Genomic DNA, 26,893 nt, shown 5'->3' on the forward strand with positions numbered 1-26,893 from the left:
TTTCGTATAGATAGAATTTCAAGTGGAAGCTTTCTTTGCTAAGTCAGTTATATAGTTGAAAAAAACATTGTGGTTTACATTATAAACGACATTTACAGGTCGCCCATCATCAGTTTCCACTGTACGCCCTTGGCTAGGTCCGTATGTATGAACAATACTTTTAATCGTTTGTACCTTTGCAAGGTCAGCTTTCCCAACAAACGCAGCGGTTAATACATCCCACAAATAGTAAGTAGAGTTCGTTGAAAAGTGAACGAGAGGAGGAACCATCGCATAGCATTGACCAAGGAAATCAACACCAATATATTTACGCTCTTTTGCCCACTGTTCACGTATGTCTATTGTTAACGGAACTTGGTTTGTACTTTCTAGTGTTACTAAGTCGATTTCAATCTTCGCCTCCCATACACGAGCTACTGCTTCAGGGTCCCAAAACGAATTCCACTCAGCCGTTCCATCGTGTTCCGGCTCATGTACATTGCCTGCAGCCCGAAATGTACCGCCCATCCAAACGAGACGTTCAATTTTATCTTCGATTATAGGAGCCTCATATAATGCACGGGCTAGGTCAGTTAGCGGCCCTGTAAATAATAAAGTTGTTTTTCCTTCCGTTTGTAGAAGAGTTTCTATTAAATGATGATGCGCAGGTTTGGCTGCTGCAGGTGTTGCAACTTTTCCATACTCATTTAAAATGGGTAAAGCATCTACATAAAATGCATGCATTCGCCAGTCTTTCGGAAATGGATTTTTTCCACGAGAGTTTGACGCTGCTACTTCGATATTACCTTTGCCGAAGCGATCAATAATTTTACGACTTGCAGACATTGCGGGTTCTAAATAACAATCTGCAGGGATAACTGAAACACCTGTAAGTTCGACATTACCCATCTGGAGTAATAAAAATAGTGAAATTAGATCATCTACACCACCATCATGATTGAAGTACACCTTTTTCATCATTGTAATCTCCATTCTCTAATATTTAGCCAAGAATTAAATTTTAATTTTGGAAAAATCATTGATAATTTCCACCACCTGAATTTTCCCATTAATCAGTAGCTCAGGTAATTCGCTTTTGCTATTTCCTTTCCAATAGTCTCTAGCCTGTTCAATTTTTCTGGAGAAAGAAATACCATCTTCTTTTGGTAAAAGATTTCCGTCGCTTTCAAAAGAATTTCCACTCACTAGTAGCTTAACAATCTGTAAAACATCTCGGTTGTAAGAATCAAATAACGCTTTCCATTTCAAAGCATCTTCATAGCTTTTAGAAGCATATAAGCAAGACAACCTTGAAGGGTATTCAGGATATTCTTGCAGCCTAACCATTTCGACAATCGTTTCCCTAACAGCTCTAATTGTTTGATCCGTATAATTCATAACTACTTGAGCATTTTCATTATTTATATGTAGTTCGTTATCTATATAATTGCTTTTTAAAATTTGAATAGAATCTTCGCCAGTAGCATTTAATTGTTCTCTTTCAAAAAAGAAGTGATATAAAGTATTAGTTTGATTTTTATCAAAATGAATGATTTGTCCGATATTCATTTTTTTCTTTGTAACGATGTGATATGCGTAAAATTCTGCTTCATTCATAGTTATCCTCCTAGTAGTAATATATTTCAATGTTAAATTTAGTAATTCAACATTGAAATATATAAAACCTTTATAAACATACAGTTATAGAATGGGAAGATTTGAGTGAAGAGTGACAGAAATACACGTAAACGCTTTCGAAATGTTCACTTACGAAGGAGTTTCCAATATCGATATAATGGCAAAGACTCAAAGAGAAGGGATGATGAAAGTTGCCAACAACAAGAAAGGAAAGCCTCCAATTCGGTATGATGATGTGCCTAGGGATGGTTATCGTAATGACGTTTTACAATTTATTATTGAACGGAGCAGGAGGGCCAATTCATATTAAGGAGATCGCATTAGAACTACTAATTGGATTTATGATTGCGTTATTAATTGAGATATGTATCGTTGGACCTTGTGCGAAAAAAATTGTATTCGCGATAACGTTTAATAAATCGAAGAAAATAAATATTATAGTAGCGATGGCTACAGCTATGGTAATCGGAATGGTTTTCTTTATGTCATTTTACGGAATGGCTATGATGTATTTACATGGTGGACTACAAGGGGAATCATTTGTTTCAAGTTATTTTTCAATTTTTATTAAAAATTTCATTATGGCTTATCCATTACAATTAATTATTATGGGGCCGCTTGTGCGTTTCTTATTTGCAAAGTTTGTTATGAAGAAGACTGTTAATGTAGCGTAGTTATAATATGTAAAAAATTATATATTAATAAAAATATAAAAACACATCTCAAATTTTTGAGATGTGTTTTTTGTTCATTTCTAATTATTTTCATAGTGATGTGACATTTGTCCTTTTGCCTTTTAGGGTCATAGCTTTTAATTAAGTTAGAAATAAAAAATTAGGAGATGATTTTTTGAAAGGCATTGTATTTGCTGTTTTTGCTGGTGTATGTATAACACTTCAAGGAACCTTTAATGCGAAACTTAGTTCACATATCGGCATATGGTCAACGAGTATTATAACGCATTTAATTGGGTTCCTTATTGCAATAACTATATTTTTGTTAAAGAAAGAAGAGAAAGTAACGGATTTAAAGGGTGTGAAAAAAACATATTTAGTAGCCGGTGCATTTGGTGGATTCATTATTTGTGCAGAAACTATGGCGATATATTCAATGGGGGTTACATTGACAGCTGGCACACTTATGGTTGCTCAATTGTTAACAGCAACTTTCATTGAAATAAAAGGACTGTTCCATATAAAAAAGATACAGATGGAGAGATATCATATTGTGGGAACAATAGTAATGATTATAGGGATTGTAATATTTAATATGTGAATAGAAGGAGGAAATGAGAATGGAGAATAGATCAGATTTAATTATTCATTATTTGAAAACTAATAAAATATTTGAGATTTTTTCAGAAATAGATACAGCTTATTTTCAAATAAATCATTTTGAAAAAGGCAAGTTTATTTGCAATATAGATGCCGAAATGGATCGTTTATATTTTGTAGTGAAAGGTAAAGTAAAAGTTTATACGATTACACCAGAAGGAAAGAAACTAATTCTTCGCTTTATCAATCCATTGGCGGTTGTTGGTGATCTTGAATTGATACAAAAAAGCAAGACTCATAATGTCGTTGAAGCTTGTTCAGATGTTGTAGCTATCTCCATTTCCAATACGGTTATTAGAAACAAGTTATTACATGATCCTATATTTATGAACTTCTTGCTTGAAAACATTGCGAACACGTTAAAAATATCGACCCGTTTTACAGCTCTAAATTTACTTTATCCAGTAGAAGTGCGTGTAGCTAGTTATTTACTATCAATTTCAACCGATAGTAACGGAAATATGTATAAAGAGGATTTAGATGCAACTTCCATATCAAGTATTGCTGATTTTATAGGAGTAAGTTATAGGCACGTAATTCGGGTGTTACAAAAATTAAATAAAGAAAAATTAATTGAAAAGAAAAATGGAGTTATCGTAATTAAAGATTTTTCTAGAATGAAGGAAGTTGCTAAAGATAATATATATGAGCAATGAAAGGGAGAGGAATATTTTGATTGGATTTAGTTTAGCTATATTTGCTGGAGTATTAATTAGCTTACAATCTGTTTTTAACACAAAGGTCAATGAATGTGTAGGACAGTGGTTAACAACTGCATGTGTTCTTGGAATAGGTCTCATAAGTTCTGGTCTATTTTATATCATAACAGAGAAAAGTATTAGCATTAATTTTTACACTACAAATTATTTGTTTTATATAAGTGGATTTTTTGGCATTGGATTAATTATTTGTATAATGGGTGCAATAAAGAGTTTAGGTCCAGCGTATACGGTGTTAATTAGTCTTATTACACAATTAGTTGTTGCATTATGTATTGATACATTCGGATTGTTTGGAATGGAGAGCGTTCCAATACAAATAAATAAATTAGTTGGAATAGGTGTATTAATTGTAGGGGTAGGAATTTTTAAAAATCTATTTTCGAATAAGAAAGCTATTCATATAAACAAGGATAGGGTCTAAAGAATTTAAAGAAAAAAGGTGTTAATGATTAGAATAATTACACTTAGCTCGAATGGCTGAGGAACAATTAACTGGCCAATATAGATTAGACTAAGTTAAAGAAATGAAAAAAGAAACTATATATAAAACGGGTTCTTTTTTACATAAATTTCAAGATTTTTGATGGTGAACTAGAAAAATGGCTTCTCAAATTCTTTTAAAATGATCCTTTAAAGTGGAGTTAATACCATAGGTATCATTAGAGAAAAAACCTTATATGAGTAGTCAGAGGGTGTTTAAATAGCATTTTGTTTTTATTTATAGTATTTAATAAACTATAATATAACTTCATTTAAAGGTATTTTGATTCTTAATTAAAAATAAAGTGGAAAATTAAGAATATGTTGATGTGGTGCGGTATGAAAGCTAGGTAGCATAAAGATTAATAATACAAAGATGAACAACATATAAATAAAGTTTATTCATATGTTCTATCTCCCCTGCAATTCCTAGTATTTTTGAAATCTATATATTTCTTCCTCATTTGTGGAAAATAAAACTAATGTTGGGACAAGTAATATTGTGGGGATTAGATAAAAATAGTTGTCCCTATATCGCCAGAATTTTAAATATTCCATTCGTTTTTTATGTTTTCTTTTTTTATTTTTGTACTGATGATAAGATTCTTCTCTCAATTAGATCTTTAAATAACGTAGATCTATTTGGTGCTTGAATTTCTTCCAACGTGTACTTTCCGAAGCATAGTGGTTCATAAATAGTCTTATCATTGTCCTCTGTTGTTAATTTCCCGACTTTTTGTTATCTTTGTCTAAAATTTGAAACACAGTAGGTTTTCAGTTTTACATTTAAATTAGCATTATCTATTTTTGGAATTCAATTTGTACAAGTAATTGAATTGAAATTTTGATTGTTGGTTTTTGTGGTGGTACAGTATCTCTTGTTACTTTCGCTGTATTTTGAATCTTTTTTCCAGCTTGGTCCTCGCATGGAGTACCACTGTATTTTGTATGTTCTTCACTGTTTTCTCAAGTGTAATGATTAGATCTTGTAGAATTAAGAAATGACCTTCATTCATTTCATTTTCTTATCTACTCTGATATTTAGATGCTAATTACAATTAAATAATATATGATTTTCATAAAAAAGATATAGTAATATTTTGTCGTAAATTGTACTAATTTGATATTTTATAGTATTATTTGTCGTGAATTATACCTAGCAGAATATATATTATGAAACTATAAAAGGAACAAAGCGGAAATTTATCAAATAATTTACTTAAAAGGAGAATGTAATGAATACTTCTATCGATATACAACACTTGTGTGATCTTGCACATAAAGCATTTAATGCCCCTGTACATATTTTATCTACAGACAAAAAAATTTTATATCATTCTACATCTGATGATGTTTATAGTCCTTTTTATTCTTCAAAAGAAGAACATCTTAGTGATATTTATCAAGAAAACGATCCCTTTAACTTACCACTTTTCAGATGTAACAGCTATCTTGAAAATTTTGTTCTAATACATATAGAAAATCATGATCACATTAAAGGGACTATTATTATCGGTCCCACTATACATCCAAAAGGTTCAGATGATATGACCATAAAACTTCAAAAAGAATTTAAATCAAATGATAAAATTCAAGAAAGACTAGCCTATTATCAGTGTTTATCTGAGATTAAAAAAACTACATTAATTGATATGGGAATTTTATTACATTACATGATTTTCAATGAAAAGTTAGATGTGGGTATTGTTTTAGAAAAAAATAAAGTACTAGAGGAAGTTCCTAATAAAATTGTGAAACCTGATTTATATATTTTAAAACGCCGACAAAACAAACCTAAAACTCACAACATGGCATTAGTAAATGATTTCTTTTTGACTATCAAAGAAGGAAATAAAAAAAAGTTAATACAGTATATGTATGCAGTTTCACAAGAGGATGTTGAACTGACGTTAATAGAGGATCCGCTCAGGAACCAAAAAAACCTTGGAATTATTGCGATTACCTTAGCTACTCGATATGCGATAGAAGGAAACCTGCCACCAGATATTGCTTTTGCTCATAGTATTTTATATATACAAACTCTGGAACAATTAGATAACGTAGAATCTGCAAAGCGATTGTCAGGAGACGCTTTACGTACCTTTGCAGATCGTGTGAAAGAATTCAATGCACAAAAGTATTCATACGCGGTTACTACATGTATGAAACATATTAATAAAAATGTTTACGATGGAATAACTCTCAATGAACTTGCTAATCATTTGGAAATTACCCCTACTTATCTGTCTAAACTATTTAAAAAAGAAATGGGAATTACTTTAAGCGAATATATTCAAAGGGAACGAGTGGAAGAAGCAAAAAAATTATTAACTCTAACTACTTATTCGCTATCAGATATCTGTGCTTGGCTTAACTTTAATGACCAAAGTTATTTTACGAGGGTTTTCAAAAAAATTACTAGCATGACCCCTAGACAGTACCGTGAAAAATATACAATAATATAGGCTTGTTATCTGGTCTCAATGTAAAAACTTAAAAATAGGTGTAAGTAATCTCTAAAACTTGAAAATACTGAGCTTATTACTCTAGAAAAAGTGTGTGATTTGTTTAGATAAGGAACTTGTATTCAAATAGACGTATGATCAACCTGATATTATCTTGTTAGCGGAACAGTTTCAATTTTCAGGAGTTGGCAAAAATAATGGAGAAACGAAGCTTATCTATTTTTTAAATAATAATTAGGCGCTGGATTTATCAGTATAGTTCTGAATTAGACAAACGAGTCTGACGTCAGCTCAAACAAATAGCTTTTGAAGAGTCCATGAAACATATATCCAAGCAAAAGCACAATGGAAATGTTTATACCATATTGTTAACTTGAAACACTATTTTTCTAAAGAAAACAAAAAAACAGGAGGCTGCAAAGGATTTTTAAGAAAGCTTTGCAGCTATTTTATATTTTAAAATCTATGGTTATAACTATGGATAAGTTTATAGATTAATATCTCCATTTTAAATATTTATTAATGTTGATATTAGGGTATATTTCGTAAAAATTAATAATGTAACATATATCACATGATATATCTATGTTTTATGCAATTATACATAACTAAATAAAGGTAAAAAAGTATAAAAAAACCTATTAAATTATTCTATAAGTATTTTTTCTAAAATATAATTTCTTGGTTAAGCTAAAATAGTTATTTTTTAACCTTATATATATTAATTTGTAATCATTACAATTACAGAGGTGAAATTTTTAATTAATTATATTTGTATAATGTTTTTGGCTCGTGTTTTTACTTAACAGTTAAATTATTGAGTACAATCGACAAAATTTTGCTATTTACGCATTAAAAATTTAATGTTTTAATGAACAACATAACTGGTATGACCAGAGAGAAAGGAGAAGATGACGCTAATAGGAGTATAGCGAAGTTGTAAGTAACATTATGTCGAAAATAATTTTCTTAATAATCAGTTAATTAATGAGAGACCTAGAATCTCAAAATGATCAAGTTTGTAATAAAAGTGTTCTAAGTTTTTGCATAACAAAAGTGAATTTATTCCGCAATAAAAGTATAAGCAATGTACAGTATAAGTTCATCTTTTGTAGTCTTGTAAGGCTCTTGCTGACAAAACTAAGAGACATGTTATGTAATTGATATTAAACAAGGTAAAAACAGGATTAACTGTCAGCATTGGTTTATCTATCCTCGCGGTTCTGTAAGTTAAACCGCAACTCTATGGGAGAATTAATATTTTACTACCCATTGGGTGTCTAATTCAAATATAGCTGATGAATTTTTATTGTTTATTTTTGAAAAATAGAGTATCTAAATGAGAGATGAGTAAAATTCTTACATCCTATTAGAAGTAAAAAATAAGGATAACACCCTATCTGAAAGACTTCTCTTTCCTCATCCGTGTACAAAGAGAGAGCCTAGTGCTAGGTCGTACAAGTTATATGAATCAATTTATAGAAAAAAATGGTAAAGGAGTGTACGGAATGAAGAATAAAATAATGACAGGATTTTTAATAACATCCATTGTAACTGGAGCGACTATTCCTATCAATACTCTCGCAACACCAATCGTTCAAGCAGAAACTCAACAGGAAAACATGGATATTTCTTCATCATTACGAAAATTAGGTGCGCAATCTAAATTAATCCAAACGTATATTGATCAATCTTTAATGAGTCCTAATGTACAGCTAGAGGAAGTTCCAGCTTTAAATACAAATCAATTCCTAATCAAACAAGATATGAAGGAATGGTCATCGGAACTCTATCCACAGTTAATTCTATTAAATTCAAAAAGCAAAGGATTTGTAACAAAATTTAATAGCTATTATCCGACATTAAAATCGTATGTAGACAATAAAGAAGATAGAGAAGGTTTTGTGGATAGACTTGAAGTACTTCAAGAAATGGCTATGACGAATCAAGAAAATGCGCAACGACAAATTAATGAGTTAACTGATCTTAAATTACAGCTTGATAAAAAATTAAAAGATTTCGATACTAATGTGGCAACTGCGCAAGGCATATTAGGTACAGATGGAACAGGAAAAATAGATCAGTTAAAAAATGAAATATTAAATACCAAAAAAGCAATTCAAAATGATTTACAACAAATTGCATTAATACCAGGAGCTTTAAATGAGCAGGGATTTGCTATATTCAAAGAAGTTTATAGTCTTTCAAAAGAAATTATTGAACCGGCTGCTCAAGCAGGGATGGCAGCGTATAACAAAGGAAAAGAAATTAACAACTCTATTCTAGAAGCTGAGAAAAAAGCAGCGCAAGAAGCGACAGAGCAAGGTAAAACAGCTCTAGAAATTGAATCGGCAAAAAAAGCAGCTCGTGAAGCAATTGAGAAAAGCAAACAAGGTGAAATAGCTGCAGCTGCAGCCGCAAAAACGCAAGAATATGACCTGATGAAAGCCATTGATACTGAAAAAATTAAGAAAACATTTGGTGTCTTCGCAGAAGTAAATAAACTAACAGCAGAGCAGCGAGCATATTTAGATGACTTAGAGAAACAAAACCAAAAAATATATGATTTAACAACGAAACTATCAATAGCAGATTTACAAAAATCAATGCTTCTTCTTTCACAAAATGATTTGCATACGTTTGCAAATCAAGTAGAAGTAGAACTTGACCTACTAAAGCGCTATAAAGAAGATTTAGATTTAATAAAAAATAACATTACAAAATTATCTACTAATGTTGATGCAACTAACGAGCAGTCTCAAAAAGATACATTAAGACAATTAAAAAATGTAATAAGTTACCTTGAAGAACAGGTATACAAATTTTGATATTACGTTTTTGAAAAAACTATAAAGATTATAAGAATCTAGCGAAAGAAGGAGAAAAGTGATGAAAAAATTCCCATTCAAAGTGCTAACTTTAGCCACTCTGGCAACGGTTATAACTGCTACTACTGGTAACACTATTCATGCATTTGCACAAGAAACGACCGCTCAAGAACAAAAAGTAGGCAATTATGCTTTAGGTCCTGAGGGACTGAAGAAAGCATTGGCTGAAACAGGTTCTCATATTCTTGTAATGGATTTGTACGCAAAAACAATGATTAAGCAACCGAATGTAAATTTATCTAATATCGATTTAGGATCAGAAGGAGGAGAGTTGCTCAAAAATATTCACCTTAATCAAGAACTGTCACGAATAAATGCGAATTATTGGTTAGATACAGCGAAGACACAGATTCAAAAAACAGCTCGTAATATTGTAAATTACGATGAACAATTTCAAAATTATTACGACACTTTAGTAGATACAGTACAAAAGAAAGATAAGGCGGGTCTAAAAGAGGGCATAAATGATTTAATTACTACAATTAATACAAATTCAAAAGAGGTTACAGATGTAATTAAGATGCTACAAGACTTCAAAGGGAAACTATATGAAAATTCTGCAGATTTTAAAAATAATGTTGGTGGTCCAGATGGGAAAGGTGGATTAACTGCAATATTAGCAGGTCAACAGGCAACGATTCCACAACTTCAAGCTGAAATTGAGCAACTTCGTTCTACTCAGAAAAAACATTTTGATGATGTATTAGCATGGTCAATTGGTGGTGGATTGGGAGCAGCTATTTTAGTTATTGCAGCTATTGGAGGAGCGGTTGTAATTGTTGTAACTGGTGGTACAGCAACACCGGCTGTTGTTGGTGGACTTTCAGCTCTTGGAGCAGCTGGTATCGGTCTAGGAACTGCGGCTGGTGTCACGGCATCTAAGCATATGGACTCCTATAACGAAATTTCTAACAAAATCGGAGAATTAAGTATGAAAGCAGATCGTGCTAATCAAGCAGTTCTTTCGCTTACTAACGCGAAAGAAACATTGGCATATCTGTACCAGACTGTAGATCAAGCGATATTGTCTCTAACAAATATTCAAAAGCAATGGAATACAATGGGCGCAAATTATACAGATTTACTGGATAATATCGATTCTATGCAAGACCACAAATTCTCTTTAATACCGGATGATTTAAAAGCTGCTAAAGAAAGTTGGAATGATATTCATAAAGATGCAGAATTCATTTCAAAAGACATTGCTTTTAAACAGGAATAGAACTGAAAATGAAAAATTATATTGGAGGAATATAAAATGATGAAAAATATCCCGTACAAACTAATCGTCGCATCGGCTCTTTTAACTATGACAGCAACTTCTGTAGTCTCACCAGTAGCAACTTTTGCAAGTGAAATTGAACAAACGAACAATGGAGATACGGCTCTTTCTGCAAATGAAGCGAGAATGAAAGAGACCTTGCAAAAGGCTGGATTATTTGCAAAATCTATGAATGCCTATTCTTATATGTTAATTAAGAATCCTGATGTAAATTTTGAAGGAATTACTATTAATGGATATGTAGATTTACCTGGTAGAATCGTACAAGATCAAAAGAATGCAAGAGCACATGCTGTTACTTGGGACACGAAAGTAAAAAAACAGCTTTTAGATACATTGACTGGTATTGTTGAATATGATACCACGTTCGACAATTATTATGAAACATTGGTTGAGGCGATTAATACAGGGGATGGAGAAACTTTAAAAGAAGGAATTACAGATTTACGAGGTGAAATTCAACAAAACCAAAAGTACGCACAACAATTAATAGAAGAATTAACTAAATTAAGAGACTCTATTGGACAAGATGTTAGAGCATTTGGAGGCAATAAAGATCTTTTGCAATCGATTCTAAAAAACCAAGGTGCAGATGTTGATGCAGATCAAAAGCGTCTAGAAGAAGTATTAGGATCAGTAAACTATTATAAACAATTAGAATCTGATGGGTTTAATGTAATGAAGGGTGCTATTTTGGGTCTACCAATAATTGGCGGTATTATAGTGGGAGTAGCAAGAGACAACTTAGGTAAGTTAGAGCCTTTATTAGCAGAATTACGTCAGACCGTGGATTATAAAGTAACATTAAATCGTGTAGTTGGAGTTGCTTATAGTAATATTAATGAAATGCACAAGGCACTTGATGATGCTATTAACGCTCTTACTTATATGTCAACGCAGTGGCATGATTTAGATTCTCAATATTCGGGCGTTCTAGGGCATATTGAGAATGCAGCTCAAAAAGCGGATCAAAATAAATTTAAATTCTTAAAACCTAATTTAAATGCAGCGAAAGATAGTTGGAAAACATTACGAACAGATGCCGTTACATTAAAAGAAGGAATAAAGGAATTAAAAGTGGAAACAGTTACTCCACAAAAATAGGGAAATATTTATTCTGTTGCAAAGTGCCCCATAACATAGAGAGTCTATGATTACACTGATAAACAGTAAAGCGGTAATTAATAAATCCTTATATATTAAAAAAGCGGAGTCTCATTAAAGACTTCGCCTTTCACTTATATATAAGTTGTATCCAAATAAAAAGATAGACATGTAGTTTACTTGTTTTTAAAAATTTGTAACAGAATCGATCAATAGGAGACAGGTTATATAGATTTGCTTAATAATATCGAATCTATGCAACAACAGCGTCTTTTAATAAGAATAGGACTTGAAATCATACTCTATACAGGAGGAATAAGAAAAGATGAAAAAAAAACCTTATAAAATACTGGCTGTATCAGCATTTTTAATTATGACAACTACCTATGCAGTCACACCAGTAGCAACCTTTGCAATTGAAACTGAACAAACGAACACTGGAGATAGGTCTCTTTCAGCAAATGAAGAAAAGATGAAAAAAACTGTACAAGATGCTGGGTTATTTGCAAAGGCTATGAATGAATATTCTTATTTGCTAATTAATAATCCGGATGTGAGTTTTGAAGGGATTTCTATTAATGGGTATGCAGATTTACCTAGTAAAATTGTACAGGATCAAAAGAATGCAAGAGCACATGCTGTTACATGGAATACAAAAGTAAAAAAACAGCTTTTAGATACCTTGACCGGCATTATTGAATACGATACAAAGTTTGAAAATTATTATGAAACATTAGTAGAGGCAATCAATAATGGAAATGGGGATACTTTAAAAAAGGGGATTACAGATTTAAGGGTGGGGATTCAACGAAACCAAAAGTCTGCAAAGGCATTAATAGAAGAATTAACTAAATTTAAAAACGCTATTGGAGAAGATGTTAGAGTATTTGGAAGCCATAAAGAGACTTTGCAATCGATTTTAAAAAACCAAGGAGCTGATGTAGAGACTGATCAAAAGCGTTTAGATGAAGTTTTAGGACAAGTAAACTATTATAAAAAATTAGAATCTGATGGGTTAATAATGGTGAAAGTCCCTTTTATCCCCACGCTTATTTCTGGTGGCATAATGATAGGTACTGCTAGAGATAATTTAGGTCGATTAGAGCCTGCTTTAGCAGAATTACGTAAAACTGTAGATTATAAAATTACATTAAATCGTGTAGTCGGAGTTGCATTTCATAATATTAGTGATATGCATAGTACGATTGATAGTGCTATTACTGCTCTTACTTATATGTCCACACAATGGGATGATTTAGACTCTCAATATTCGGGCGTAATGGGGCATATTGATAAAGCTGATGAAAAAGTTGATCAAAATAGATATAAATTTTTAAAGCCTAACTTGAATTCAGCTAAAGACAGTTGGAAAACATTAAGAGCAGATGTTGTCACATTACTAGAAGGCATAAAAATTGCAGAGAAGAAAGAACAAGATTTTATGAATCTACTTCGTCCATCAAACGTTTTTTACTTTTATAAAAAAATCCATAACGCATACACTTTTGAAATAAAGACTGGAACAAATGCACCAAATGCGTCTTATAAAGTTATGAATTTAACTAAAAACACTGTTCATCATATGTGGAGTGGAGGTGCTAATACAAACATGTGGGCTGACTGGCTTTCATTCAATCCAAATGATGAATTTGCGGTGGTAGCAGTAGTGGATGGAAAAGAATATGTTGTATATAAAGACAAAGTAGAAAATATAATGAACTGAACCTGAAAAAACGCATTAATTGGAGATGGTACACTAAACTAGACACCAAGTTAATTGAAAAATTGACCGGTATATGGCTCCTTATTTCCTAGAACACTTAGCTAAAGCAAAGGAATTCGTACATAGATTAGTTGACATTTATGTAGGTTTCATCCATTTTCAAAGATAGTTTTTCTTTTTTGTTTTATTTTTCAAAAATCACGAATGAAATTTCCGCATTTACGAACTCAGCACATAATGGTTGTTAGATGAATTGACATACCACGTCCCTTTAGAATTTCAGGCATATTACGATAACTTAAAGAAAAAAATAATAGTAGCAAATGGCTACTATTATTTTTCTTAAACTATTTTTCTTTAAAATATCACATTTGTCATGTTCCTTATTTGCTTTCCCAGAATTTATTCTAGTTAAAAAAACCTTGCACCAGAACACATATTGTTCTGATGCAAGGTTCGCTACAATATAAAATACACGACAGTAAGGGCAAGACATAAAATGTGATTTCAAATGAAACATATGTATATGTGAAATAAGGTAAAAGAGGGGCTGCTCATAACCAGTAGCCCTTCTTTATAACGTTATTTTGCAGGGAAATGTTCAAATATACATTATATATCATATTCCTCTTTTTCGGAAGAGCAACAAGAACATCTAGCTTAAAAATTTTCACAACAGAGCCAGATAACGTGCTAAAGTATTAATTACTGTGCATGTAAAGATAAAAAAAAGAGCCTTACAAAAAGATGTTTGCAATAGTTTAGCTTATACGATTTTAGGGGATTAATAGTACTTTGTGCCGTTATTATTAACCTAATTTCCAAGAAAAAGAGGTGAATGTAGGATGACTAAACCTTTTTAAAAAAATAGTCGTTATATGGTTGGATTGGACAGTCTAAGGGGCCTATCTATACTAGGTGTTATTTTGTATCATATTAATTTTAATTGGATGCCTGGAGGATTTTTAGGAGTTACTGTATTTTTTGTACTTTCAGGTTATTTAATTACAGATATTCTAGCCATAGAGTGGAAGAGAAATAAGAGAATTGATTTAAAAAAATTCTGGCTTAGTAGGGCAAGGAGATTGCTTCGAGGAATGCTTGTTATAACGTTGGCATGGATTACGGTTTTTCATAGCTCTTTACTTGAAAAAATGCGCGGAGATTCATTAGCGGCATTATTTTATGTTAGTAACTGGTGGTATATTTATCATAAATTATCGTACTTTGATAATTTTAACCAGCTTTCTCCATTGAATCATTTTTGGTCGTTAGCAGTTGAGGAACAATTCTACGTTGTTTGGCCGTTTATCATTAGTTTAGGGCTTTACTACATAAAAAAACAATCCCGTATGATTTTATTAATTTGTCTGGGAGCCGTTGCTTCAGCTTTAGCGATGGCAATTTTGTATGAACCTGGAGCTGATCCGAGCAGAATATATTATGGTACAGATACGAGGGCCTTTTCCTTACTTATCGGAGCGGTACTTGCCTTAGTTTGGCCAAGCAATAGGCTTGCAAATAAAATTATCCCAAAGGCGCGTTTCATTCTTGATGTAGTGGGGGCATTGCCCTTATTATTATTTTGGTTATGTTTTGGAAGACCAATCAATATGATCCATTTCTAAACAAGGGAGGAATGGTTCTCTTATCAATTGCAACAGCATTGTTAGTCGCAAATCTAGCTCATCCAGCTAGTCGTATTGCTCAATTTTTACGATTTAGACCTTTACGTTGGATAGGGATAAGATCGTATGGCATATACCTCTGGCATTATCCAATTCTTACATTGACGACTCCAAAGGTAAATGCTGGGGATTTTTTATTAATAAGAGCAATCCTTCAATTTCTTTTGATTATATTGATTGCGCAAATTTCATGGAAGTTTATTGAAAAACCAATCCGACAAGGTGCGCTCCGGAACATTCAGTTTAAGAATTTAAGAATTCAAAATGTCACTTTAGGTGTTAAGTTAGCTTTAATTTGTACATTATTCGTTTCGTCGATAGCGGTCGTAGGGTTATCAAAAGCTAGTAAGGCTAAGGAGAACTCTCAACAAGATAAGGTGAAAGCAGCACAAACACAACCGGCGCCACATCCAGTTGCAGTTTGGGAAAATCCAAATCAAGAGACGCCTCAAAAACAAGGGGAATCAAGAAAAGTAAATTCTGCGCAACCTAAAAATTCACTCACAGTTACTGCGATAGGCGATTCCGTTATGATTGATATTACTCCGTATTTAAAAAATACTTTTCCTGATATTAGGATTGATGCCCAAATTGGTCGCCAGCTGTCAAAAGCGATTCCGGTAGTTGAACAGTTAAAATATGAAGGTAATTTAGGAAATTATGTCATTATTGGCTTAGGTACAAATGGAGCCTTTACTACTGAGCAACTTGTTTCATTAATAAAAGTAATTGGAAATGAACGTAAAATCATATTTGTTAATACGAGAGTACCACGTCCGTGGGAATCAATCGTGAATGAGAGACTGAAAGTAACGGTATCTGAATATCCGAATGTAACTCTAGTTGATTGGTATGCAGCAAGTGCTGGAAAGAAAGACTACTTTGCACCTGACGGTGTGCATTTAACCAAAGTAGGTGCAGAAGCATACGCAGCACTTGTAGCCAAAGCGGTGAAGCAATAATTAAATATGTTTTATTAACTTCTGTTGGGTAAGGAAATCGTTCTGAGTATGAGGTGCCACTCTGAGGTTTAATTACAATTCAAAAAAGAATATTATTCATGTTCTTCTAATCTAAGATTTAGAGTGGCCTGACTCACTTCTGTAATTTGACATGAAATATATGCAAACCTGAAAAGAAAGAAAAGGAACTAGAAGAGGCTACAAAGAATACAAAATATGAAGTTGAAATATTAGGAAGAGACTCCGCAGGTAGAAGCACTGCAAATACATTAAAAGAACGACTTGCAATGAAAAAAATTAATTCAAATCCACAAAGAATAGTTCTAACGAGAATACCAATGACAGATTCTTGTTGACCCAAAGAAGGTGGCTAGGAATGGAACTCTTGTAGCAATTCATTATTTTAAAAATAATAGAACAGGCGAATTTAATGATTTTAAATTTAAAAATTAATTTTTTGTTGATAGGAGCTTGTATGTGAAGGTAATGTGTATAAAAAATTCAGGAGATACATTTTCAGAGGTTTTATTAGATCAAGGATATAATCGAGACTCTATTATAAATTTAGAAACCGATAAGGAATATGTGGTTTATGGTATTAGTTCATTGAATGGAGCATTAGACTATCTAATCTTGGGTGAAAATGAAAACTTGCCTTCATGGTACCCAGCAGAATTGTTTGAAGTATCGAACCCTTTACAACCTTTAGAATGGTATTTTGCGAATCATAAACATAGTAAAGCGACAACGATACAATATACATGGGGTTATAAAGAATTAGCTTTAAATGATAGACATGCTCTTGGTTTAATAGAAAGGGAGAATAAAGATATTGCAATATTTTTAAAGCGAAAAGCCGAAATTGAGGAATTAGAAGAATCGTAATAGTGAAGGAATTGATTAATTTATAAAAAACGTAGGAATTAAATATTCCTACGTTTTTTTGTACATAACATTTAAATAAACACCTTATTTTTGGGGGATTTACAGGTTCAAATGGAAGATGCCCTGATTTTCGATTTGAATCAATATGATACTATTTACATGTATTGTCATGTACGGAATTATATTTTTTGCACCTGAACTGTGTATATTATTTGTAGGATTTTCTGTTTTTTTGTCGAATATATCTTTAATGCAAGGAGGGACATTACATGATTATTAAAGACTATTTCATCAATCTTTCTATTTTTTCTTTATTAGTTAGCGCAGCGATATTTATTCAAGTTTTTTTGGTTCATTCCAGGCGATATTTCGAAAAATTCTATGGAGGGATTATTGCAGTTACTTTGATGCTCTTTTCTTTTCCATACATGGGATTTTCCTACGATCTTCGAGTTGTTCCTCTTATTTTATCTTTTATTTACTTTGGTCGCATTGCTGGTTGGATTACGTTAATTAGCATTATTATAATGCGTATCTTTTATATTGGAGGTTACTGGGAACCTCCTGTGATTGCTTATTTAGGTTTGGGTATCCTATTTGTTACTTTTAAAACATATTTTAAAAACCCTCATCCGTTTAAAAGTGCATTTTTATATTTTTCTGTTTTTGTCGGAATAAAGTGGTTAGTTGGTGTATTATTTAATACTACATTACTTTACACAGGAGGCTTATTATATATAGCATTAGGACTTTTAATTGGGCTATTTCTTATGGAAGCCTACCAGAGATTGTATTATTTAACACAGGACTTATCTAAAATGAATCGAGAATTAAAAAAATCCAAGCAAGAACTTACAGATACCGTACATGAGCTTCAAGGAGGGATTTTTAAATTTAAAAAAGTGGGTAAGCACTTTATACACACTTTATGTGATGGACAGTTTTATTATCAAAAAGGATTTTACTCTGAACAGGTGGTAGGGAAAAGCTTACGGACTATTGATGCCTCTATTGTTCCACCACATTTAGTTTCACAATTGATGAAGTATTATCTTCAGGCATGGGAAGGGAAAGAAATTATATTCGAATTACCCTGGCCAGATGATAAAACCATTATTCTTATTGCACTTAGGCCGATTAAACGAAATGGACAAGTTATTGAAGTTGTTGGTTCTACAGTCGATATAACCGAAAGGAAAAAGGTAGAATCAGAATTAAGAGCTACCAAAGAATTACTAGAATCATTTATAAAGCATAATGTAGATGCTATTACCATTTCTGATCGAGAAGGGCATATTTTACAAGCAAATAAAGCTTATGAAAAGATATTTGGATGGTCATTACAAGAAATCATAGGTAAGAGATTACCTTGTGTACCAGATTTCTTAATGGAAGAATCACTCAAAAATATTCAGAAAATTCTAACAGGAGAATCCGTAGTTACTAGATTAGAAACTGTTAGACGACGTAACGATGGAAGTCTTCTTGATGTCAGTCTGACAGTTTCTCCTATATTAGACGTAAGAGGAAATGTGATAGCTTTATCTGCAATATGTAGAGACATCTCTGAAAGAAAACAAGCAGAAAGAGAGCGACATCGATTACATCAACAATTAAAAGATAGTGAAATGAAGTACCGTGCACTAATCGAACAAGCAACTGATGCAGTATATGTAGTAGAGCTGAATGAAAATTATGTTCCCAGTCGATTCATTGAGGTAAACCCTGTTGGTTGTAAAAGATTTGGATATAGTAGAGAAGAGCTGCTCTCGTTACCATTTCCAAATGTAGTACCACAAGATTCTAAAATGATTGTAAGGTTGTTAGAAAAAATTAGAGAGGGACAAACTTCCTTCACTTTACAAGATGAATATGCTTTTCCAACAGGAAAAATAATAACAACTGAGTTTAGTGTCCGTGTTTTTAACTTAAATGGTAAAAAGGTTTTCCTGAGTATTTCTCGTGATATCACTGAACGGCTAAAAACAGAAGAATTACTACGGAAATCTGAAAAACTTGCTGTCGTAGGACAATTAGCGACTGCAATGGCTCATGAAATTAATAATCCATTAACCGCAATGAAAGGGTTTATGCAATTACTAAAATCAACGGAAACTGAGAATAATCAGGGGTATATAAATATAGTATCATCAGAGATTGAGCGTATAGAAAGTATTACTAATGAATTTATGGCGGTAGCCAAACCACAGGTGGTAAAGATACAACCTAATGATATTAGTGTGCTAATGGATCAAGTTTTAATGCTACTGCAACCTCAAGCAATGATGAATAATATAAAAATTAGAATTGATTTTACACCTGGTATTCCATTGATTCCATGCGAAGGAAATCAATTAAAACAAGTATTTGTTAATATTATAAAAAATGCAATTGAGTCTATGCCAACAGGAGGAGAAATTTTGATTCAATTTGATAAACTTGATAATAATCAAATAAGGATTCGCTTTATCGATCAAGGATGTGGGATTCCAAAAGAACGTATACCATACTTAGGAGAACCTTTTTACAGTATTAAGGAAGAGGGAATCGGCTTAGGATTAATGGTATGTTATAAAATTATTGAAACACACCAGGGGAAGGTATTTATTGAGAGTGAAGTGAATAAGGGAACTATAGTTGAAGTCACTCTTCCAATTTGCACACTTCAAAATTAATACATTCTTTTACTGAAATTTTATAAATTAGTAAGCAGTTAGCTTTGGCTAGCTGTTTTTTTGTATATATTGTAATCAATTCTTCATATTACGGTTTTTTAATGTTTCATATATAGATTTTAAAAACTCTGTAAGTGTTTTGTAACATTTACGAGAGACTTTTTTAACAGTTATGAGAGAGAAAAGAAAGATTTGTTATATATGATGAAATTAATCTTACTAGTAGGTGTTCTAATTGACCTAGAAACCAAGGAGGAAAAATAACAATGAAACAATTGAAGCCAGCAATTAGTGTATTAGGTAGTGTATCGATGGCACTGACTTTAGCATCTCCTGCTTTAGCAGATGTAAAACAACCGAATCCAGGAGGTACAGTTGAAATATTCAAAGAGAATGCAAATGTAAAAAAAGAAGATAAGAATTTCACGCTCGGATCTGATGGGGAAATAGGTTCACTCATTACACAAAACATTGAAATGGCAAACAACGATTGGGATAAAGATGGTATTTCTAACGACTTAGAGATGAATGGATATAAAATTGAATTCAATTCACAAACTGGAAAAAATGAAGCGAAAGTATGGGATCCCGAGAAGGATAAAGGGAAACCAAAATTTATATCGAATCCTATGAATGCAAATACGGATGGTGATCCTTTTACTGATATGTATGAGGTTGAGAATTATAACAACGATTCTGATACTAATTTCAATCCGATAGTTGCCAACATGCCGAATTTGCAAATTGGTGTCAAACGAATTGAAGTAATTCCTATTGCAACCATTACGGATAATAATGGCGGATCAGTTAGCAGAGGATGGGAAAAAAGTGTATCTACACAACATTCATTTAATGTAGGTTTAAGTGGTTCAGGTGGTGTAGAAGGCTCAGCAGCCGGTCCTGTTCCTTCCGGAAGTGTTTCAGCAAATGTGGGATACGGATATTCAAAAACAACTACGGAAACGGAGAGTTATACAAATAATTTTGATTGGTCTACTGCAACAACTGTGGATACAGCGAACGCAGCAAAATTACGGGTACATTTGGAATATAAGAATGTAGGAACAGCATCCGCTGAAAATGTTTCGCCTCATTTTAATATTCGTTTAGGAAACAAAATTATTAATACTGTAAAGGCAACACAAGATCGTTTTAAAGCAAACTATTTAAGTACAGAAAAAGGTGGACGGAATAAAACAGAAGTAGTAATTGACAGTTTAGAAGGACAAGCAGATGCGAATATTGTCTTATCTTTGGATGAATTGAAAGCTGTTGAACAAGGGGAACTTCTTTCGATTGAAGTTTTACCTACAAGTACAATGGATTTATCTATTGAAAAAGGTGAAGAAATTATGCATTTGGGGGATTCAGGGAGATATGAGTCTAGAGTAAATGCAGCTACTGAACAATTAGAAACAGATATAGGAAATATACCAAAGTTTAGGATATATACTCCTAAAGACAAATCCCTTGCTGATAAGCCAGTTTTATCCTATAACGAAGTTTTTCAACATGTAAATATAGATACGAAAAAAGTAAATCATATTGTAAACAAGGCTAAAAGTACTAATAACGTATCAGTAGTTGCAGCTAATAATGGAACTGATGCATTGAACGATTTAAAAGCGGGACAGGGAAATCGCGGTTATTTACATAAAGACTCTGTACATGGTGCTTTTGCAAAACTACAGCAACCAACATTAGTAGAAGGTAGTTATGATTCTGTGACGCAAAAGATTAGGGCAACAATTTTACCTGGTTTATTTGGTGTGAGTAAAGAGATTCCTACTACTTATAGTAAGAAATGGAATGCTCCGTCACAAACAGTAACACTAGTTAAACGTGAGAATGGATTTACATATGAGTCTAGAGAAAATATACACCCTATTAAATCTGAAATTGCTGCGCACAGAAAAGTTACATTTGAAATCAATGACGCACACAATCTAACCCCTACACAAAAGATTGATACTGAAATTAAAGCTAATAAAGAATTTGAAGATTATGTAGTAGATAATTCAGGTGAATTTGTTACAGAAGGGGTTCCTTATACCGTAGCTTCATATGGAAATACAGCTTATTGGGGAAGTCATCATGCCGGGAATAAATGGGAGTATCTTTGGGTTGAAAAATCTAGCGATGAAAAAGTGAATGTAATTATTGAAAGAGTAGGTCAACCTAAACCTGGAAAACCAATTAAAAAGGATGAAGAGGTATTAATTAAATTTCGAAATCCTATTTATTCAGATTATGCATATTTAAAACTTCAAGATAGTTATATCCATTTAGATCAAAAACAGAATGCAAGTACTTTTAAATTTAATCATGCATATCCAAAGAATTTCACTGGATACCATAAGCAATGGAACATACTATCTAATGGTAACAAGTTAAAGGTAGGATATTTAATCGATTATATGAAATATGGTAATGGAGAGAATGGGACTGATACTATAGCATGGAATCTATCAAGAGTTCAGTAATAGGTAACAGTTCTGTTGCTAAGTTTGAAAAGAGAACCAGAAATGAATTGAATCCGAAAAGTTAGATACAATAATTTAGGTTACTAATAAGGAATGAGTTCGATGTTGAATCGGACTCATTCCTTTTAATTTATATAATTTAGTAACTACTATTTTAAATACCTATCTAGTCATATAAGTAATCAAATGTTAAGATTACTATCTGTATTACATGAACTATTTTCTGAATCTTCATTCGTTTCTTCATTCGTTTCGAGGCTAAAATGAGGAATTCTGATTTATTTATGTGATTAGTTTCTATATCTTTACCTATAAAGATATTTTTATTGGATAATAGAAAAAATAAATTTTGTGTTATTGGTGAAAAAGAAGTGAGGATAGTATATGAAGAAAAGAATTTTAATTGTAGAAGATGAAGAAAATATTCGAGAAGTATGCAAACGGTATTTAGAAAGAGAAGAATATGAAGTTTATACCGCTGTAAATGGTAAAGAAGGTTGGGATTTATTTCTTACACATCAACCAGATTTAATTATATTAGATTTGATGATGCCAAAAAAAGATGGATGGGAATTATGCGAGGAAATTCGTCAACAGTCAAATGTCCCTATTATTATGTTAACTGCTAAGGGAGAGGAAAGGGATCGAATTTTAGGCTTAACAATGGGGGCAGATGATTATTTAACAAAGCCATTTTCCCCTCGTGAATTAGTATTAAGGGTTCAAATTATACTAAGAAGAGGAAGCCATGTACCAATACAGGCGAAAGAATCTCTATTGGAATTGATAGAGTTTCCAGATTTAAAAATATATCCAAAGACAAGATATGTACTTGTTTGTGATAAGGAAGTGGAGTTAACGGTGAAAGAGTTTGAGGTACTTTATCTCATGGCAAAGCATCCAAAACAAGTATTTTCTCGCTCGCAGCTTCTTGAATTAATTTGGGATTTTGGACATGAAGGAGCATCAAACACAGTTACCGTGTTAGTGAGTCGTTTACGTGAAAAGCTCGAAAAGCATACGATAAAGAATCGTTGGATTCATACGGTTTGGGGTATAGGATATCGCTTTGAGCCAAATGGAGGAAATGAAACATGAGATTACGTATTCAATTGTTACTCATGAATCTATTAAGTACCAGTATTATGGTAATTGCTATATGGTATAGTGAGACGAAAATGTTACTTGAACCGGAACAAACGCGGTTATTAACAGTAATTGCATTTGTGGCATTCATTATTTCAACGTTTATTTATTGGTTAATGACACGTCCTATCATGAAATCTATACAAAATTTAATAAAATTGACGAAACAATTTAGTGATAGACACTTTGAAACGATGTATATAATTGGGCAAGAACCACGTGAGTTTAAAGAATTGGCAACAGCCTTTCAACAGATGGCAAAAAAATTAGAAGAAGGATTTACTAAGTTAGAGGAACAGGAAAACTCTCGTAAGGAGCTAATTACCAATATCTCACACGACTTACGAACACCTATGGCTAGCATGCAAATGATGATAGAAGCATTACAAGATAACCTGATTGAAGATCCTGAAATAAAAAAGCAATACTTGGCAACGGTTTTAAAAGAAATAGAAAGATTAAATGGATTAATTAACGACTTATTTGATCTTTCAAAGTTAGAGTTTGAGCAAGTAGATTTTCACCCAAGTTTCACACATTTAGATAAAGTTCTATTAGATGTATTAGAGTCACATTCTGTCTTATTAGGAGACAAACAAATCCATGTGCAATTGGATGTCCCTGATACATTACCTCGACTTTTGATTATGCCTTGTAAAATTGAAAGGGTCATAGGTAATTTATTACATAATGCAATTCGATATTCTCCTATCTCTGGAACAATTGAATTGACTGTAGTGGAAAATAAATCAACTCAACAGGTCCAATTCACTATGCGGGATGAAGGAATGGGAATTTCTCCAAATGATCAATTACGTGTATTTGAACGTTTTTTTAGAACAGATCGATCAAGAAGTTCACAATCTGGAGGTTCCGGACTTGGATTAGCTATTGCAAAATCATTAATTGAAATACACAAAGGGGAAATTGGTGTAAGGAATCGCGCAGATGGTAAGCAGGGAAGTGAATTTTGGTTCACTCTTCCCATCACATCAGTAAAAAATAAGATGGCTGAAAGACTTTTGTAACATTTACGTTAGAAAAATGAAAGACCTTCTTGTTAACATACTACTACACAGTATGTTACAGGAGGTTTTTTACTTTATGAAAAGAAAATATGTATGGCTTATAGGTGGTTTAATAATTGTATTGGGGATTTTATGGTCATTGTTCCGACCAGAGAAATTATTTATTGATAAGCAAGTAAATGAATCATTGCCACAAGCAGAGATACAATCAACTGAAGTAAGGCAACAAAGTGATCGAGTAATAAGGGAAGGTCAGTTTCAAAACGGTGTCCATGAAACAACTGGAACGGCAAAAATTCACCAATTAGCGGATGGAAAACGTGTTTTACGACTTTCTAATTTTGCAACATCAAATGGGCCAGATGTACGAGTTGTATTAGTTCCTACAAATCGTTTGAAAAATAATGAAGACGTAAAAAACTATCAGTATATTGAATTAGGAAAATTAAAGGGAAATAAAGGAGACCAAAACTACGAAATTCCTGAAGGGATAGATGTAAATGAATATGGTTCGGTTTCTGTTTGGTGTAAAAGATTTAATGAAAACTTTGGTGCGGCTTATTTTAATAATTAAATATGAACTTAAAATTTCCTCTTACAGACGAAATTCATATGGGTTATGGTAAAAGCTGCAGCAGACTTAGTTGCTAAGAAGGGCACTCATAAGAGTGTCTTTTTCATATTTCTCAATTTTTGTATATTTTAGTGCAATTGGACGTTTACGAAGAGATTTTATTCGTGCATAAATAATTTTAAGAGTATGCCAGGAAATCTTTGATTTATCAAGAAAAATTAAATTTCAAATGTATTATATACAGAAGCCACTTGAGGGGTGTTAAGATGCTAAATTTCTCATTTTGGGGTAGTTGCTTTTCATAGCTATATGACTATGTATCGGTACCCCATAAGAAAAAGGCAGGAACATATCAAATATGTTCCTGCCTTTTTCTTAAGTTTAACATGTATAACCTAAATATAAATGTAATGCGGCCTTCTTTATTTATTATTTTTCAAACCGCAAATGAACAAACTTCAACATCTTTATTACGTTTACAATTCGCATCATAATACGTGTACTACCATCCCAATCTTTATTTGTAGGTATACCTTTAAAAAAAGGGGAGCAACTTAATACTTTTATGGAAGAAGACCATTTTTCTATTGATTTTGGATTGTTTACATAAAAATACATCATCGCGCCGTTATTACCAGATTTTTTTACGGTTGCATTCGAAAGGTTCAGTGCGAATTTTGATTCAGCATCAAAATATAGCTCTCCTCCAGGAAAACGTTTTGACATAGCAACTATGATCTCTTTTAAATCTTCTTCTTTAAAGTAATAAAATACACCTGCTGATATAAAAAGAATACCGTCGTTTGGATCATATCTTATATCGTCAAACCAAGAAGTATCAAAAAATGATTTAGTGATGCTAATATTCCTCGGTGTATCTTCAATTAAAGTCTTGCGAAAAGAGATTGCATCGGGTAAATCAAGGTTATACCAATGTATTGTACCGTTATCAATTCTTGAAAAAGTAGTATCTAGTCCTGAACCGATATTTACTATAGTGGCGTTCGGGTGTTTTGCTATAAATTGTTTTATCGTATCATCAATTTTTCGTGCACGAGTAATGTATGTGATACATCCGTATTCGCCAAATGTATTTGCTATTGTCGAGAAGTCAAAATCGCATTCTTTAATTATTCGAATAGCCTCTGTATCATCTAAAATATCCTTATTTTTCTCACTGCCATATGCTCGTCCCCATAGGGGAATAAGCATCGTACCTTGTACTGATTGTAAATCTAACTCTTTAACCATGAAACATCCTCCGTTGCATAATAAAACAATATAGTTAGTCGTTATTTAACATTTTTGAGAGCATTGTATTTGTTTTATATAGTCCGTAAGTTAAATCCCGCCTATCTTCTTCGGATAACTTTTCGAGGTTTACTGTGAAATTTTTATAAATTTGTTTCCATCTCTCATAATGTACCTTTTCAGCTTTTTCTGTCAGAGAAATTAATACAGCTCTTTTATCTACCGTATCTTGCTTTTTTACAATATATCCGTTTTGTTCTAAGTTACGTATAGTTACACTTAATTGTTGCTTAGGAATGTTTAAATAACTAGCAATCATCTTTGAATTTACAGGTACTTTTTGCTGGGCGATATACTCCACTACGTGTTGTTCTAAATGTGTAAATTCAGAGGACTTTTCTGATAGTAATTTGAAAGTACCTGACATATTTAATAATAAATTCATGTATTCGTTTAATAATTCTTTATGGGACATTATTTTCGCTTCCTTTTTTGATTTAGTCATTATTTTATTACTAATTTAGCTATAAATCAAATTTTTAAACTTATTATAGTAAATTAATATTTACTAATTTGTTATTTTGAA

The 26,893-nt window shown here is 32.3% G+C and carries 19 protein-coding genes and 2 pseudogenes; 16 read left to right on the forward strand and 5 right to left on the reverse strand.

Annotated elements, in window-relative coordinates; genetic code table 11:
• Positions 1-18: 18 nt before the first annotated feature.
• Both ACS2MN_RS02345 and ACS2MN_RS02350 read right to left on the reverse strand, forming a co-directional pair.
• A complete protein-coding gene (locus ACS2MN_RS02345) occupies positions 19-960 on the reverse strand; it encodes a nucleoside hydrolase (RefSeq protein ID WP_043321826.1) in 942 nt (313 codons plus the stop codon).
• Positions 961-993: 33 nt separating this feature from the next.
• Entirely contained in the window at positions 994-1,596 is a 603-nt protein-coding gene (locus ACS2MN_RS02350; RefSeq protein ID WP_438894652.1) for a DUF2441 domain-containing protein, read from the reverse strand.
• 212 nt (positions 1,597-1,808) lie between these two features.
• Between ACS2MN_RS02350 and ACS2MN_RS02355 the strand changes: the two genes are divergently transcribed.
• The 9 genes from ACS2MN_RS02355 (at position 1,809) to hblB (ending at position 13,615) form a co-directional block, all read left to right on the forward strand.
• Positions 1,809-2,291 carry a hypothetical protein gene (locus ACS2MN_RS02355; protein ID WP_001143434.1) on the forward strand — a complete coding sequence of 161 codons (483 nt, stop codon included), beginning with the start codon at positions 1,809-1,811 and terminating at the stop codon, positions 2,289-2,291.
• A gap of 175 nt (positions 2,292-2,466) precedes the next feature.
• Positions 2,467-2,892: a DMT family transporter gene (locus ACS2MN_RS02360; protein WP_000676419.1), complete on the forward strand. Its 426-nt coding sequence runs from the start codon at positions 2,467-2,469 to the stop codon at positions 2,890-2,892.
• 19 nt (positions 2,893-2,911) lie between these two features.
• On the forward strand, positions 2,912-3,607 hold the full coding sequence (locus ACS2MN_RS02365; RefSeq protein WP_142348937.1) for a Crp/Fnr family transcriptional regulator: 696 nt from the start codon (positions 2,912-2,914) through the stop codon (positions 3,605-3,607).
• Positions 3,608-3,623: 16 nt separating this feature from the next.
• On the forward strand, positions 3,624-4,094 hold the full coding sequence (locus tag ACS2MN_RS02370) for a DMT family transporter (protein ID WP_087950329.1): 471 nt from the start codon (positions 3,624-3,626) through the stop codon (positions 4,092-4,094).
• Between the two features lie 1,294 nt (positions 4,095-5,388).
• Positions 5,389-6,618: a helix-turn-helix domain-containing protein gene (locus tag ACS2MN_RS02375; protein WP_087950009.1), complete on the forward strand. Its 1,230-nt coding sequence runs from the start codon at positions 5,389-5,391 to the stop codon at positions 6,616-6,618.
• A gap of 1,508 nt (positions 6,619-8,126) precedes the next feature.
• Positions 8,127-9,446, forward strand: a complete 1,320-nt coding sequence (gene hblC / locus ACS2MN_RS02380; protein ID WP_016108361.1) for a hemolytic enterotoxin HBL lytic component L2 — start codon at positions 8,127-8,129, stop codon at positions 9,444-9,446.
• A gap of 61 nt (positions 9,447-9,507) precedes the next feature.
• A complete protein-coding gene (gene hblD / locus ACS2MN_RS02385; protein ID WP_346994215.1) occupies positions 9,508-10,728 on the forward strand; it encodes a hemolytic enterotoxin HBL lytic component L1 in 1,221 nt (406 codons plus the stop codon).
• Positions 10,729-10,764: 36 nt separating this feature from the next.
• Positions 10,765-11,892, forward strand: coding sequence for a hemolysin BL binding component B (gene hblA, locus ACS2MN_RS02390; RefSeq protein WP_000977258.1), 1,128 nt, complete (start codon positions 10,765-10,767; stop codon positions 11,890-11,892).
• A 325-nt stretch (positions 11,893-12,217) separates the two neighbouring features.
• Positions 12,218-13,615: a hemolysin BL regulatory component HblB gene (gene hblB / locus ACS2MN_RS02395; protein ID WP_088055984.1), complete on the forward strand. Its 1,398-nt coding sequence runs from the start codon at positions 12,218-12,220 to the stop codon at positions 13,613-13,615.
• Between the two features lie 233 nt (positions 13,616-13,848).
• On the opposite strand, the pseudogene ACS2MN_RS02400 reads toward hblB, so the two are convergent.
• Positions 13,849-13,979: pseudogene (locus ACS2MN_RS02400) on the reverse strand (IS6 family transposase); the annotation flags it as partial.
• Between the two features lie 514 nt (positions 13,980-14,493).
• Between ACS2MN_RS02400 and ACS2MN_RS02405 the strand changes: the two are divergent.
• From ACS2MN_RS02405 to ACS2MN_RS02435, 7 genes and pseudogenes are all read left to right on the forward strand, one after another.
• Positions 14,494-16,265: pseudogene (locus tag ACS2MN_RS02405) on the forward strand (acyltransferase family protein).
• 477 nt (positions 16,266-16,742) lie between these two features.
• Entirely contained in the window at positions 16,743-17,150 is a 408-nt protein-coding gene (locus tag ACS2MN_RS02410) for a hypothetical protein (protein ID WP_346994214.1), read from the forward strand.
• Between the two features lie 269 nt (positions 17,151-17,419).
• Entirely contained in the window at positions 17,420-19,825 is a 2,406-nt protein-coding gene (locus ACS2MN_RS02415; protein WP_000584275.1) for a PAS domain S-box protein, read from the forward strand.
• A gap of 266 nt (positions 19,826-20,091) precedes the next feature.
• Positions 20,092-22,308 carry a binary toxin-like calcium binding domain-containing protein gene (locus ACS2MN_RS02420; protein ID WP_346994213.1) on the forward strand — a complete coding sequence of 739 codons (2,217 nt, stop codon included), beginning with the start codon at positions 20,092-20,094 and terminating at the stop codon, positions 22,306-22,308.
• Positions 22,309-22,692: 384 nt separating this feature from the next.
• The gene (locus ACS2MN_RS02425; RefSeq protein WP_000746048.1) at positions 22,693-23,406 is read left to right on the forward strand and encodes a response regulator transcription factor; all 714 of its coding nucleotides are present in this window, start codon (positions 22,693-22,695) and stop codon (positions 23,404-23,406) included.
• Positions 23,403-24,482, forward strand: coding sequence for a sensor histidine kinase (locus ACS2MN_RS02430; RefSeq protein ID WP_346994212.1), 1,080 nt, complete (start codon positions 23,403-23,405; stop codon positions 24,480-24,482). The genes ACS2MN_RS02425 and ACS2MN_RS02430 overlap by 4 nt, the downstream gene beginning before the upstream one ends.
• Positions 24,483-24,558: 76 nt before the next feature.
• The gene (locus ACS2MN_RS02435; protein ID WP_000824736.1) at positions 24,559-25,056 is read left to right on the forward strand and encodes a DM13 domain-containing protein; all 498 of its coding nucleotides are present in this window, start codon (positions 24,559-24,561) and stop codon (positions 25,054-25,056) included.
• A gap of 429 nt (positions 25,057-25,485) precedes the next feature.
• Here ACS2MN_RS02435 and ACS2MN_RS02440 read toward each other — a convergent pair whose 3' ends face one another.
• Both ACS2MN_RS02440 and ACS2MN_RS02445 read right to left on the reverse strand, forming a co-directional pair.
• Complete coding sequence (locus tag ACS2MN_RS02440; protein WP_000237904.1) at positions 25,486-26,307, reverse strand: class I SAM-dependent methyltransferase; 822 nt, start codon at positions 26,305-26,307, stop codon at positions 25,486-25,488.
• Positions 26,308-26,341: 34 nt separating this feature from the next.
• Entirely contained in the window at positions 26,342-26,782 is a 441-nt protein-coding gene (locus ACS2MN_RS02445; protein WP_000018441.1) for a MarR family winged helix-turn-helix transcriptional regulator, read from the reverse strand.
• Positions 26,783-26,893: the final 111 nt, after the last annotated feature.

Source organism: Bacillus cereus group sp. BceL062, from assembly GCF_051780025.1.
Classification (GTDB): domain Bacteria; phylum Bacillota; class Bacilli; order Bacillales; family Bacillaceae_G; genus Bacillus_A; species Bacillus_A toyonensis.